Origin of the sequence: Sphingobium lactosutens, assembly GCF_013393185.1 — a bacterium.
GTDB classification, from domain to species: domain Bacteria; phylum Pseudomonadota; class Alphaproteobacteria; order Sphingomonadales; family Sphingomonadaceae; genus Sphingobium; species Sphingobium lactosutens_A.
This window is the reverse complement of sequence record NZ_QJQX01000036.1, coordinates 115857-128243: the sequence shown is the minus strand read 5'-3', so window position 1 is coordinate 128243 and position 12387 is coordinate 115857. Positions and strand designations below refer to the sequence as shown.

Here is a 12387-nt window from a genome sequence, read left to right as displayed (position 1 = left end):
GAGGTGGGCGCGATCAGGCCAGCGCCGCCAAATCCTCCGGCCGGTTGATGTTGGGCAGGACCAGTTCGGGCATCTCCACCACCCGCGCATGGATGCGGTCGAGCCAGCCATGGATGGACCGGCTATTCTCCTCGCCCAGATGCGCGTCCAGTTCGAACGCCAGCGTGGCGGGCCACCAGCCGAGCAGTTGCTGGCCGTGCAGGATCGCGGCCTTGTCGCCGATCAGCGCGGCGGGCAGGTCGGCGGGGTAGAAGGGCATGTCGCAGCCGGTCGTCAGCACGCCGGTAAATTCATGGCTCAACGCATGATGCAGCGCCGCGTTAAGGCCGCCCAACGGCCCCATATCGGCATGGGGGCGATCCGCTAGGCCGCCGTCCCGGCCGCAGATCACGACTTCCGTCACATGCGGCGCCAGCCCCGCCATCGCGTGATCGAGCAATGTCCGTCCATCCAGCAGCGCCATCGCCTTGTCGCTGCCGAAGCGGCTGGAGCGCCCGCCGGCCAGCACCGCGCCCAATATCGGTCCCTTGCGCATATGCGCCTCCCGTCATAGCTCTCCTCTATCAAGGAGCGCAGCGGCGCAGTATAGCAGCTTTATGCAGACCCGCCTTGTCGAATATTTTCTGGCGCTGGAGCGAGAGGGCCATTTCGCGCGCGCGGCAGCGCATTGCAACGTGTCGCAGCCCACGCTGTCGGCGGGCATCGCGGCGCTGGAGGCGCAGCTGGGCAAGCGCCTCATCCGGCGCGACCGCAAATATGCCGGGCTGACGGCGGAGGGCGAGGCGATATTGCCCTGGGCGCGGCAGCTGGTCGCGGCGGCCGATGCGCTGGGACAGGCGGCGGAAACGGCGCGCGGGCCTCTGAAAGGCGAACTTCGGCTGGGGGCGATCCCGGCCGCGATGCCGGCGATCGGCTGTCTCGCCGCAGCGATGCTGGCACGCTATCCAGGGCTGAACATGTCCGTGCGCGCGCTGACCTCGCGCCAGATCGAGCGCGAACTGGCGGCCTTCGAACTGGACGCGGGCCTCACCTATCTCGACTTCGAGCCGCCCGCCCATGCCCTGTCGGTCCCGCTCTATGTCGAGCGGACGATGCTGGTGAGCGCGGTCGATGGCGTTGCGATCCCCGATCCGCTCGACTGGGCCGCGCTCGCCACGCTGCCGCTCTGCCTGCTGCATCAGGGGATGCAGAACCGGCGGATTCTCGACGCGCGGCTGGCCGAGCGCGGGCTGGCCTTGCGGCCCCGCGTTACAGCGGACTCCTATATCGCGCTGCTGGGGCTGGTGCAGCAGGGGCGGCTCTGCTCGATCATTCCCGACAGCCATGCGACCCTGCTGGAAGGGTTGGCCTGGGCGCGAACCCGGCCCTTGCCCGACATGGGCGAGGAGAGTTGGGGCGAGGAGAGTTGGGGGGAGGGAAGCCGGGTCGGCGTGATCGTGTCCGACAGCGCGCCGATGGGGCCACTGGCGCAGGCGGTGCTGGGCGTGGCGCGCGACCTGCGCCTGCCGCCGGGCTTTCGAATCGCGTGATAGAGATATTCTATCAAATATGCCCGACTTCGATTTGACCCTCTGACTGCCCGCGCGCACTATCATGGGCAAAATGGGCCTAAAATGGCAGGGTATGATGGAAGATTTTGTCACCGAGTGGACCGCGCGCCATGGCGCGACGCGCGACCGGCTGTTGCCGTTGCTCCATGCGATGCAGGAAGAGGCCGGCTACATCGACGACGCGCTGGTGCCGGTGATCGCCAGAGCGCTGAACCTCAGTCGGGCGGACGTGCATGGCGTTGTCACCTTCTACCATGATTTCCGCCGCACCGCGCCGGGCCGCCATGTCGTTAAGCTGTGCCGGGCGGAAAGCTGTCAGGCGCGCGGCGGCGCGGCGATCGAGGAAGCGGCTGCGCGGCGGCTGGGCGTGGCGATGGGCGCGACGCGCGCCGACGGGCAGGTCGCGCTGGAGCCGGTCTATTGCCTTGGCCTGTGCGCGATCGGCCCCAACGCACTGGTCGACGGCCGGCCGGTGGCGCGGATCGACGCCGCCGCGCTGGATCGGATCGCGGTGGAGGTGGCGGCATGAAAGTCTTCATCAGCCGCGACATGGCATCGGTCGCGCTGGGCGCTGACGAAGTCGCGCGCGCCTTCGCCGATGCGGGTTGCGATGTCGTGCGCACCGGATCGCGCGGGCTTTTCAGCATCGAGCCTTTGGTCGAGTTGGAGACGGACGAAGGCCGCATCGGCTTCGGGCCGGTCGGGCCGCAGGATGTGGCGGCGGTGCTGGACGGCACGCACATCAATCGGCTCGGCAAGGTGGAAGACCTGCCCTTCTTCGCGAGCCAGCAGCGCTTCACCTTTGCGCGCTGCGGCGTCATCGATCCATTGAGCCTGTCCGATTATGCCGCGCACCGTGGCTGGGAGGGGCTGGAGACGGCGCGCAGACAAACGCCGCAACAGGTGGTCGATGCCGTCAAGGTGTCGGGCCTGCGCGGGCGCGGCGGGGCCGGCTTCCCGACCGGAATCAAATGGCAGACCGTCTTGGATGCCCCCGCCGGCGACAAATATATCGTCTGCAACGCCGACGAGGGCGACAGCGGCACCTTCGCCGACCGGATGCTGATGGAGGGCGACCCCTTCTGCCTGATCGAGGGCATGGCGATCGCCGCCCATGCAGTCGGCGCGGGCCATGGCTATATCTATATCCGCTCCGAATATCCTTTCTGCATCGCGACCATGCGCGCGGCGATCGAGGCGTCGGCGCATATCGTCTCACCCTTCACGTTGGAAGTGCGCGAGGGCGCGGGCGCCTATGTCTGCGGCGAGGAGACGGCGTTGCTCGACAGCATTGAGGGCAAGCGCGGGCAGGTGCGGGCGAAGCCGCCGCTCCCCGCCTTGCAGGGCCTGTTTGGCCAGCCCACGGTCATCAACAATGTGCTGAGCCTTGCCGCCGTGCCCTTCATATTGGCCGAGGGACCGGAGGCCTATGCGGCGGTCGGCTTCGGCCGGTCGCGTGGGACCATGCCGGTGCAGCTGGCGGGCAATGTACAGCATGGCGGCCTCTATGAGATCGGCTTCGGCATCACCCTGGGTGAGCTGGTGAACGCGATTGGCGGCGGCACCGCGAGCGGGCGGCCAGTTCGCGCGGTGCAGGTGGGTGGGCCGCTGGGCGCCTATTTCCCGCCGTCGATGTTCGATCTGCCCTTCGATTATGAAGCGTTCGCGCAGGCGGGCGGACTGATCGGCCATGCCGGGATCACCGTCTTCGACGACAGCGTCGACATGGCGCATATGGCGCGCTTCGCCATGGAATTCTGCGCGGCCGAAAGCTGCGGCAAATGCACGCCCTGCCGGATCGGATCGACCCGCGGGGTGGAGATCATGGACCGGATCATCGGCGCGCGCGATGCTGCGCCGGTAACTGTGAGCGAAGCGGGCAGCGGCTATCTGGGCAAAGCCCTCTATTCCCGCGCGCCCGACCGGATCGACGTCTCGATCGACGCGCAGGCCACCCTCCTGCGCGACCTTGCCGACACGATGAAATATGGCTCGCTCTGCGCGCTGGGGGGCTTCACCCCCTATCCGGTGTTGAGCGCGCTCGACTATTTCCCCGAGGATTTCGGCGCGAATGCGCCCGTGAAGGAGGCCGCGGAATGACCTATACCCGCGAAACCGACCATGGCACGCCACCCGCCTTGGCGACCGGCAAGTCCGTCACCCTGACCATCGACGGTCAGAGCGTCACTCTGCCCGAAGGCACCAGCATCATGCGCGCCGCCTCGCTGCTGGGCGGTTCCATCCCCAGGCTCTGCGCCACCGACAGCGTGGAGAGTTTCGGCTCCTGCCGCCTCTGCCTGGTCGAAGTCGAAGGCCGCAACGGCTATCCCGCCTCCTGCACCACGCCGGTTGCCGAGGGCATGGTCGTGCGCACCCAGACCGACCGGCTGAAACAGCTGCGGCGCGGAGTGATGGAACTCTATATTTCCGACCATCCGCTCGACTGCCTGACCTGCGGCGCCAATGGCGACTGCGAATTGCAGGAACAGGCGGGCGCGGTCGGCCTGCGCGACGTGCGCTACGGCTATGACGGCGCTACCAATATGGGACAGGCGAAGGACCAGTCGAACCCTTATTTCGACTTCGATCCCTCCAAGTGCATCGTCTGCTCGCGCTGCGTGCGCGCCTGCGAGGAAGTGCAGGGCACCTTCGCCCTCACCATCGAGAATAAGGGGTTCGACTCCAAAGTCGCGCCGTCGCAGGGCGAGGATTTCCTCGGCTCCGAATGCGTGTCCTGCGGCGCCTGCGTGCAGGCCTGCCCGACCGCGTCGCTGATCGAGAAGAAGGTGGTCGAAAGCGGCACGCCCGACCGCGCCGTCGTCACCACCTGCGCCTATTGCGGCGTCGGCTGCACCTTCCGCGCGGAAATGCGGGGCGAGGAGCTGGTGCGCATGGTGCCGTGGAAGGACGGCAAGGCCAATCGCGGCCATAGCTGCGTCAAGGGCCGTTTCGCCTGGGGCTATGCCCAGCATCAGGACCGTATCCTCAACCCCATGATCCGCGCATCGGTCAGCGAACCCTGGCGCGAAGTGTCGTGGGACGAAGCGATCGCCCACACCGCGTCCGAGTTCCGCCGCATCCAGGCGAAATATGGCACGCGCTCCATCGGCGGCATCACGTCCAGCCGCTGCACCAATGAGGAAACCTTTCTCGTCCAGAAGCTGATCCGGCAGGGCTTCGGCAATAACAATGTCGATACCTGCGCCCGCGTCTGCCACTCGCCGACCGGCTATGGCCTCAGCCAGACCTTCGGCACATCGGCAGGGACGCAGGATTTCGACAGCGTGATGCAGGCGGACGTGATCCTCGTCATCGGCGCCAACCCGACCGACGGTCATCCGGTCTTCGCCAGCCGCATGAAGAAGCGGCTGCGGCCCAATAATGGAAAGCCGGGCGCGAAGCTGATCGTCATCGATCCGCGCCGCACCGATCTGGTCCAGTCGCCCCATGTCGCGGCGGAGCATCATCTGCCCCTGCGCCCGGGCACCAATGTTGCGATGCTGACCGCGCTCGCCCATGTGGTCGTGACCGAGAAGCTCTATGACGAAACCTTCATCCGCGAACGGTGCGACTGGGACGAATTTGCCGACTGGGCGGAATTCGTGTCGCAACCGGCCCGCTCGCCCGAGGCGATCGAGCCGCTCACGGGCGTGAAGGCGGAGGATGTGCGGGCGGCCGCACGGCTCTATGCCACCGGCGGCAATGGCGCGATCTATTACGGGCTGGGCGTTACCGAGCATAGCCAGGGGTCGTCGACGGTGATGGCGATCGCCAATCTTGCTATGGCGACCGGCAATGTCGGGCGCGAGGGCGTGGGAGTGAACCCGCTGCGGGGCCAGAATAATGTCCAGGGCGCCTGCGACATGGGCAGCTTCCCGCATGAGTTTAGCGGCTATCGCCATGTCTCCGACACCGCCACGCGCACCCTGTTCGAAAGGGCATGGGGCGTGACGCTCGACAGCGAGCCGGGGCTGCGCATTCCCAACATGCTCGACGCCGCGACCGACGGTAGCTTCAAGGGGCTGTTCGTGCAGGGCGAGGATATCCTCCAGTCCGATCCCAACACCCACCATGTCGCGGCGGGGCTGGCGGCGATGGAATGCGTTGTGGTGCAGGATCTGTTCCTGAACGAAACCGCCAATTACGCCCATATCTTCCTCCCCGGATCGACCTTCCTGGAAAAGGATGGCACCTTCACCAATGCCGAACGGCGCATCCAGCGCGTGCGGAAGGTGATGGCGCCGCTGAACGGCTATGCCGACTGGGAGATCGTCCAACTGGTGGCGAACGCCATGGGTCTCGACTGGACCTACGACCATCCGTCGCAGATCATGGATGAGATAGCGGCGCTGACCCCGACCTTTGCCGGCGTCCATTATGACCGGCTGGAAGCGGAAGGATCGCTGCAATGGCCGGCCAATGATGCCGCACCGGACGGCACGCCGACGATGCACATCGGCGGCTTCGTGCGCGGTAAGGGCAAGTTCGTCGTCACCGACTATGTCCCGACCGACGAGAAGACCGGCCCGCGCTTCCCGCTGCTGCTGACCACCGGCCGCATCCTCAGTCATTATAATGTCGGCGCGCAGACGCGCCGCACCGCCAACACCGCCTGGCACCCGGAGGACCGGCTGGAAATCCATCCCAGCGACGCCGACAATCGCGGCCTCAAGGATGGCGACTGGGTCACGCTGCGCAGCCGGGCAGGGGAAACGACGCTCCGCGCGCTCATCACCGAACGGGTCGCGCCGGGGGTGGTTTATACGACCTTCCACCATCCCGAAACGCAGGCCAACGTCATCACCACCGATTTTTCGGACTGGGCCACCAACTGCCCCGAATATAAGGTGACGGCGGTGCAGGTCATGGCGTCCAACGGGCCGAGCGACTGGCAGCAGGACTATGCCGATCAGGCGCGGCAGAGCCGACGCATTGCGCCTTTGGAAGCAGCGGAATAGAGTGGCGGCCATGTCCGACGACACCCATGTCATGTCAACGACCGACCGCCTGATCTATATGGCGCACCAGATCGCCCGAAACATGGCGACGCTGGGCGAAGCGCGCGCGGTGACGGCGCTGGCGGCGCATCTGACCAGCTTCTGGGATCCGCGGATGAAGGCGCAGATCATCGCGATCGCGCAGGCGGAGCCGGACCGGCTGTCGCCAACGGTCGCCGCCGCCGTCGCACAAATTGCGCAGGGCAGGTCGGCAGGCAAGGTCGATGCAACGCAGTTCAACACGGTGGATGAGGCGGGCCATTGCGACGCCGGTTGAGCATGCCCCTTTGACGGACGCGCACAGCGCCGCGCCGTTCGCGGCCCTGTCGTTCGACCGCCTGACTCCCGACGGCGCGCAGCAGGCGATCAATCGGCCGCTGGCGGAGGAAGTGCCGGTCGCGATCGAATATAATGGCGCGGGCTATGCCGTGCTGATGGCGACGCCGGCCGACATCGGGGATCTTGTGCAGGGGTTCAGCTTGGCCGAGCGGCTGGTGACGCGCGACGATGCGCTGCTGGATGTCGATGTGCATGATACCGGCGCGGGCATCATTGCGCGCGCGACCCTGCCCCCGCATCGCACCGATGGGCTGCTGGATCGGGTGCGGCACCGGGCGTCGGATTCCTCCTGCGGCCTGTGCGGCATAGAAAATCTGGAGCAGGCGATACGGCCACTGCCGCGCATCACTGCGACCTCGCAGGCGGATCGGGCCGCGATTTTCCGGGCACTTGAGGGGCTGCGCGATCATCAGCCATTGAATGGCGCGACGGGGGCGGCGCACGCCGCAGCCTGGGTGGACGCAGAGGGTGCGATCCGGCTGGCGCGGGAGGATGTCGGGCGGCACAATGCGTTCGACAAGCTGATCGGCGCCATGATCCGGTCCGGGGCGGACTGGGACGGCGGTTTCGCGCTCCTGTCGTCCCGCTGTTCCTATGAACTGGTGGAGAAGGCGGCGCTGGCGAATTGCCCGCTGCTCGTCACCATTTCCGCCCCGACGCGACTGGCGGCGGAGCGGGCGGCGCAGGCCGGACTGCCCATCGTCGTATTGGCACGATCGGATGCGTTGCTCGCGCGCGATCCGATATGATTACCGAAACACCCATTTCCTGTTCAGCAGGAAGACGATCGCGGGCGTGACGAAGACCATGGCGGGGATGGGCGACCATTCCGGCCAGCCCATATGGGTGACGCATAGCCAGACCCAGAGCGCATTGAGCGCATAGCTGACCAGCGACACCGCGACGAATTTCGCGCCGCGCGTGGCATGGCCGTCGCTCTGATTCTGATCGCGGAAGGTGAAGAGGCTGTGCGAGACATAGCCGATGCAGACGGCAGCGCCATAACCGATCAGATTGGCGATCTGCACATGCAGTCCGGCAAGCGCGGCAAGGCTCCAGTAGATCGCCGCCTGACAGGCGGTGACGAACAGGCCGGTCAGGCCATAGCGGACGATCTGCCAGAACAGCGCCCGATGATCGGGTGACAGCCGGGAAAGGATTGTCAGGCGGGAGAGGAATTTCATATGGCCCCGTTGCGCTTTGATGCGGAGCGTCTAATCGACGCCCATGACCTTGCATAGCGGCGAAACCCTGCGTGATCGTACCGGCCGATGGGCTGCTCTGTTGTCCGTCCATGCGGCGCGGCACTGGAAATGGCTGACCTTCCTGATCTGGATCGTCATCGCGGTGTCGATGATCGTGTCGCGCTGGCCGGCGGTCCACTGGCTGGTGCTCAGCGATACCGACGACAATATCCGCTATGTGCAGGTGAAGGACTGGCTGGCGGGGCAGGGGTGGTACGACCTGCGCCAATATCGGCTCGATCCGCCGGGCGGGGCGAATATCCACTGGTCGCGCATCGTCGATATTCCGCTCGCCGGGCTGATCCTCTTCTTCCGCGCCTTCGTCGATCAGGGGATGGCCGATCGCCTTGCCTGCGGTATCGCGCCGCTGCTGCCCCTGCTGCTGCTGATGCTGAGCCTGGGTTTTATCGGGCGGCGGCTGGCAGGGCCGAACGGCTGGTTCCTGGCGGTGCTGGCGCCGCTCGCGGCCCAGATGGGCCTTGGCATGTATGGGCCGATGCGGATCGACCATCATGGCTGGCAGCTGGCGCTGGCGCTGACGATGCTGGCGGGGGTGATCGACGGCAATCGTCTGCGCGGCGGCGTGATGGCGGGCGTCAGTAGCGCCCTATCCATCGCGATAGGCATGGAAATGATCGTCTATCTGGCGGCGGGTGGGGGCCTTATTGCGCTGCGCTGGGTGTTCCGGCCGGGCGCGGAGCGGCGGATGCTGCCCTATGCGCTCAGTCTCGCGGGCGCGACCTCGCTCCTCTATTTGCTCTTCGCCAGCTACGCCAATCGCGAAATGGTGTGCGACGCGCTGTCGCCCATCTGGGTGGCGGTGTTCGGCGCGGCGGGCGCGGGCATGGTGATCCTGTCGCTGGCACCCTTACGCGGCTGGCCGGTGCGGCTGGCGGCGGGCGCGGTCGTGGGCGGGGCGGTCGCCGCCTTCTTCTGGCTGAACTGGCCGCAATGCCTTAGCCCCTACCAGATTTCGCCCGAGCTGGAGAGGCTCTGGCTCGCCAATATCCGCGAGGCCAAGCCGATCACGGCGCAGGCGCAGAGCCTGGTCGTGCCGTTGCTGGCGGTGCCGGTGGCGGGCCTTATCGGCCTGCTCTGGGCGCTGTGGGATTCGCGGCGCGACAGTGAGCGGCTCTGGGCCTGGGCGACGGTGGGGCTGATGATGCTCTTTTCGACCGCCTTGCTCTTCTGGCAGCTGCGCGCGGGACCGGCGGCGCAACTGCTGGCAATCCCGCCCGCCGCCTGGGCTGCGCACCGGCTGGTCGCGGCAGTGCTGACCGGCACGCGCCGGGTGCGGATCGCGGCGGGTGCGGGCGTGGCGCTGCTGGCGGCGATCGCCTGCGCCTATCCGCTCTATCCGCAGATGGTGAAATTCTATCAGGACGCGACCGGCAACAAGCCCCGGCCGTGGCGCCCTTCGGCCGTGGCGCGGACCGAAGCGATCAAGAAGGCCAATGGCCGCTGCCGCACGCTGCCGGCGCTGGAGTTGCTGGATCAGCTTCCGCCCGCGACGATCTTCACCATGGTGGACCTTGGCCCGCGCATCCTGGCGACGACGCATCATAGCGCGCTCGCCGGTCCCTATCATCGCAACGGCGCGACGATCCTCGACATCCACCATGCCTTTGACGGCCCGGCGAGCGACTTCCGCGCGATCGCGGCGAAGCATCATGCGACCTACCTGCTGATCTGCCCCGATTTCCCCGAAGGCACCATCTATCAGTCGCGCAGTCCCAAGGGCTTCTATGCGGACCTGATGCGGGGCAAGCTGCCCAACTGGCTGGCGCCGGTGAAGCTCAAGACCAGCATGACCATGCCCTATCAGCTCTACTGGATCCTCTATTCAGCGCCGGGCGACAAAAAAGCCGCGCAGCAGCGCTGAGGCTTCGGCCTCGGCGATGCCGCCGTAGACGTCCGGCCGGTGCAGGCATTGCGGATGCGTGAAGAGGCGCGGCCCCTGTTCGAGCCCGCCGCCCTTGGGATCGGCCGCCGCATAATAGAGCCGCGCGATTCGGGCATGGGAAATGGCCCCCGCGCACATCGGGCACGGCTCCAGCGTGACCCATAGGTCGCAGCCGGTGAGGCGAAAGTCGTTCAGATACGCCGCCGCCGCCCGCATCGCGACGATCTCGGCATGGGCGGTCGGATCATTGTCGCGCCGGTTGCGATTCTCGCCCTCGCCGATGATCGCGCCGTCCTTTGTCACTACCGCGCCGATCGGCACTTCGCCCGCCGCTTCCGCCGCGCGGGCAAGGTCGAGCGCACGGCGCATCGGCGCGGGCAGGGGAAAGGGCGGGGTCATGCCCCGCCGTTACAGGATCATCGCATCCGGCGAAAGGATCAGGGCTTCTTCACGTCCACCGTGGGGACGTCGACCGTTTCCTTGCGGGTGCCGACCTGCACCTTCGCCACGTTCGCCTCATATTTGGGGAGCGCGCCTTCCTTCACCGCGACTTCGGGCAGGCGGCCCGCCTGTGTTTTCTGCAGGTCGATGAAGCCGGTGGCGATGCCGCCGGCAAGAACGAGCAAAATGATGACCAGCAATCCACCAATGATTCGCATTTCCGCCTCCTTTGGGCTAGTTGCCCTTTCAACGCGCGGGATTGCCAAGGGTTGCGATCCCGTTCGCTGCGGCTTGACGGGGGCAGGGAATCCCGTTATCGGCGCGGCTTTCCGAACGAACCCGAATTTCAAAGGTTGATTGACTATGTCGCGCATTTGCGAGCTGACCGGTAAGGGTCGCCAGGTGGGTCACAATGTTTCCCACGCCAATAACAAGACCAAGCGTGTGTTCCTGCCCAACCTGCAGAATGTTTCGCTGATCTCCGAAGCGCTGGAAACCACCGTGAAGCTGCGCGTGTCGACCCATGGTCTGCGCTCGGTCGAGCATAATGGCGGCCTGGACAACTGGCTGGTCAAGACCAGCGACGACAAGCTGTCGCTGAAGGCCCGCCGCCTGAAGCGCGACATCGTCAAGAAGAAGGCCGCCGCCGCGGCCTGATTCGCTTCGATTCGTTTCGGCATAAGGAGCGGCCCCTCACCGGGCCGCTTTTTTGCGTTGTCTGATGTTTCCAGCCTGGCTCGAAACGCACCGCACGGGTCCGCCCGTCAATCCAGCCCGAATTTCAGCAACAATGTGCGCTGGAAGAATTCATGATTGTCGTCCGACACCACCCAGAGGATCGGCCGCCCCTTTTCGCGCGTCACCGCCATCCCCTCGAAATTGTCCGCCAGCAATGGCGGCGCGAGCCGGGCGAGAGTGCGGGCCTTCAATAGCGCGCCCGGCTCGAGATGCTCGGGCAGGTCGACGATGGCGATCGTCGCGGTGAAAAGCTCCTGCAGGGTCAGGCGGCGATTGAGCACCAGCAGATGCCGTTCATCCAGCGCCACCGCATCGGTCGGGCGATAGCCCTGCGGCGGCGCATAGCGAAGATGAATGGGGTTGGCGGTGCCATGGTCGGCCGGATCGCCGGGAAACAGCAACACGTCGTGGCGGCCGTCGGGCGTCATCCCCATTTCCCCGATCGCGATGAACCGGCCGTCGGGCAGGCGGGCGAGTGATTCGATCGACCCGGTTTCGGGCCAGGCGAAGATCTCCGGCCAGGTCCGGCAGCCCTCGACATGGGCAAAGCCGGGGGAATAGCGGCAGATCGCCTGTTGCAGTTCGAACCCCACCCAATAGCGATCGCTTTCCGGGTCATGGGTCAGGGATTCCGAATCCCACGCCCACCAGGGGCGATGGCGGTCCTGCGGACGGATTGGCAGCGGCGCGATGAACGGGCGGCGCCGGGCCGCGCCTTCGCCGACATGGAAGCCCATCAATATGCCGGAATCGCTGAGGTCCAGCATGTCGCCATTGGACGACGCCAGCAGCGCGGAAATGCCGCCGAAGCCGGCATTGTCGCTGCGCAATTCCCAGCCACCCAGATAGGCCAGGTCGCCGACGCGGCGCTGCTCCGGCCTGCCGGCATTGAGCGCCAGCGGCCGGGCCGTGACCAGCAGCGCGCCGGGATGCACGATCTCCGGCTTGCTTGGGGGAGGGGCCGGCAGCAGCAGGATGGCGAGCGCCAGCACGATCAGGATTCGCGTCATCGCCCAAGGCCATAGGATATTATCCGGCAGGACGCAGCATAGCAGTGCCGAACCGTTTTCAGCTTAACGGCGGCTGACAGGCCTATTCAGGACCGGCTCAAGGCGAATCGCCCATAAGGACGTCAATCAAAGGCGAATCCCGTCAACGGACCTTCGCCATGATGA

General features: G+C 66.2%; 13 protein-coding genes. 8 read left to right on the top strand and 5 right to left on the bottom strand.

Annotation, left to right across the window (positions count from 1 at the left end; translation table 11 throughout):
* Positions 1-13 precede the first annotated feature (13 nt).
* The gene (gene mobA / locus DM806_RS07050; RefSeq protein ID WP_179042513.1) at positions 14-535 is read right to left on the bottom strand and encodes a molybdenum cofactor guanylyltransferase; all 522 of its coding nucleotides are present in this window, start codon (positions 533-535) and stop codon (positions 14-16) included.
* A 61-nt stretch (positions 536-596) separates the two neighbouring features.
* Here mobA and DM806_RS07045 point away from each other — a divergent pair, with 61 nt between their 5' ends.
* The 6 genes from DM806_RS07045 (at position 597) to fdhD (ending at position 7635) form a co-directional block, all read left to right on the top strand.
* Positions 597-1529 carry a LysR family transcriptional regulator gene (locus tag DM806_RS07045; RefSeq protein ID WP_179042512.1) on the top strand — a complete coding sequence of 311 codons (933 nt, stop codon included), beginning with the start codon at positions 597-599 and terminating at the stop codon, positions 1527-1529.
* Between the two features lie 97 nt (positions 1530-1626).
* A complete protein-coding gene (locus tag DM806_RS07040) occupies positions 1627-2079 on the top strand; it encodes an NAD(P)H-dependent oxidoreductase subunit E (RefSeq protein WP_179042511.1) in 453 nt (150 codons plus the stop codon).
* Complete coding sequence (locus DM806_RS07035) at positions 2076-3650, top strand: formate dehydrogenase beta subunit (RefSeq protein WP_179042510.1); 1575 nt, start codon at positions 2076-2078, stop codon at positions 3648-3650. Before DM806_RS07040 ends, DM806_RS07035 begins: the two co-directional genes overlap by 4 nt.
* Entirely contained in the window at positions 3647-6508 is a 2862-nt protein-coding gene (gene fdhF, locus DM806_RS07030) for a formate dehydrogenase subunit alpha (RefSeq protein ID WP_179042509.1), read from the top strand. Before DM806_RS07035 ends, fdhF begins: the two co-directional genes overlap by 4 nt.
* Before the next feature lie 10 nt (positions 6509-6518).
* Positions 6519-6824, top strand: coding sequence for a formate dehydrogenase subunit delta (locus DM806_RS07025; protein WP_179042508.1), 306 nt, complete (start codon positions 6519-6521; stop codon positions 6822-6824).
* Between the two features lie 10 nt (positions 6825-6834).
* On the top strand, positions 6835-7635 hold the full coding sequence (gene fdhD / locus DM806_RS07020) for a formate dehydrogenase accessory sulfurtransferase FdhD (protein WP_256869149.1): 801 nt from the start codon (positions 6835-6837) through the stop codon (positions 7633-7635).
* On the opposite strand, the gene DM806_RS07015 is transcribed toward fdhD, so the two are convergent.
* Entirely contained in the window at positions 7636-8052 is a 417-nt protein-coding gene (locus tag DM806_RS07015) for a GtrA family protein (protein ID WP_179042612.1), read from the bottom strand.
* A 61-nt stretch (positions 8053-8113) separates the two neighbouring features.
* Between DM806_RS07015 and DM806_RS07010 the strand changes: the two genes are divergently transcribed.
* Positions 8114-10012 carry a hypothetical protein gene (locus DM806_RS07010; RefSeq protein ID WP_179042506.1) on the top strand — a complete coding sequence of 633 codons (1899 nt, stop codon included), beginning with the start codon at positions 8114-8116 and terminating at the stop codon, positions 10010-10012.
* On the opposite strand, the gene DM806_RS07005 is transcribed toward DM806_RS07010, so the two are convergent.
* Together DM806_RS07005 and DM806_RS07000 are read right to left on the bottom strand one after the other, a co-directional pair.
* Entirely contained in the window at positions 9974-10432 is a 459-nt protein-coding gene (locus tag DM806_RS07005) for a nucleoside deaminase (RefSeq protein WP_179042505.1), read from the bottom strand. The genes DM806_RS07010 and DM806_RS07005 overlap by 39 nt on opposite strands.
* Positions 10433-10470: 38 nt before the next feature.
* On the bottom strand, positions 10471-10692 hold the full coding sequence (locus DM806_RS07000) for a hypothetical protein (protein ID WP_179042504.1): 222 nt from the start codon (positions 10690-10692) through the stop codon (positions 10471-10473).
* A 145-nt stretch (positions 10693-10837) separates the two neighbouring features.
* Here DM806_RS07000 and rpmB point away from each other — a divergent pair, with 145 nt between their 5' ends.
* Positions 10838-11131, top strand: a complete 294-nt coding sequence (gene rpmB / locus DM806_RS06995; RefSeq protein ID WP_009822595.1) for a 50S ribosomal protein L28 — start codon at positions 10838-10840, stop codon at positions 11129-11131.
* Positions 11132-11238: 107 nt separating this feature from the next.
* Here the strand turns inward: rpmB and DM806_RS06990 are convergent, their stop codons facing one another.
* The gene (locus tag DM806_RS06990) at positions 11239-12222 is read right to left on the bottom strand and encodes an esterase-like activity of phytase family protein (RefSeq protein WP_179042503.1); all 984 of its coding nucleotides are present in this window, start codon (positions 12220-12222) and stop codon (positions 11239-11241) included.
* Positions 12223-12387 lie beyond the last annotated feature (165 nt).

Excerpts from the sequence above, each read along its gene's own strand:
- mobA (WP_179042513.1), bottom strand. The coding sequence starts at position 535 with ATGCGCAAGGGACCGATATTGGGCGCGGTGCTGGCCGGCGGGCGCTCC.
- DM806_RS07045 (WP_179042512.1), top strand. The coding sequence starts at position 597 with ATGCAGACCCGCCTTGTCGAATATTTTCTGGCGCTGGAGCGAGAGGGC.
- DM806_RS07040 (WP_179042511.1), top strand. The coding sequence starts at position 1,627 with ATGGAAGATTTTGTCACCGAGTGGACCGCGCGCCATGGCGCGACGCGC.
- DM806_RS07035 (WP_179042510.1), top strand. The coding sequence starts at position 2,076 with ATGAAAGTCTTCATCAGCCGCGACATGGCATCGGTCGCGCTGGGCGCT.
- fdhF (WP_179042509.1), top strand. The coding sequence starts at position 3,647 with ATGACCTATACCCGCGAAACCGACCATGGCACGCCACCCGCCTTGGCG.
- DM806_RS07025 (WP_179042508.1), top strand. The coding sequence starts at position 6,519 with ATGTCCGACGACACCCATGTCATGTCAACGACCGACCGCCTGATCTAT.
- DM806_RS07010 (WP_179042506.1), top strand. The coding sequence starts at position 8,114 with ATGACCTTGCATAGCGGCGAAACCCTGCGTGATCGTACCGGCCGATGG.
- DM806_RS07005 (WP_179042505.1), bottom strand. The coding sequence starts at position 10,432 with ATGACCCCGCCCTTTCCCCTGCCCGCGCCGATGCGCCGTGCGCTCGAC.
- DM806_RS07000 (WP_179042504.1), bottom strand. The coding sequence starts at position 10,692 with ATGCGAATCATTGGTGGATTGCTGGTCATCATTTTGCTCGTTCTTGCC.
- rpmB (WP_009822595.1), top strand. The coding sequence starts at position 10,838 with ATGTCGCGCATTTGCGAGCTGACCGGTAAGGGTCGCCAGGTGGGTCAC.
- DM806_RS06990 (WP_179042503.1), bottom strand. The coding sequence starts at position 12,222 with ATGACGCGAATCCTGATCGTGCTGGCGCTCGCCATCCTGCTGCTGCCG.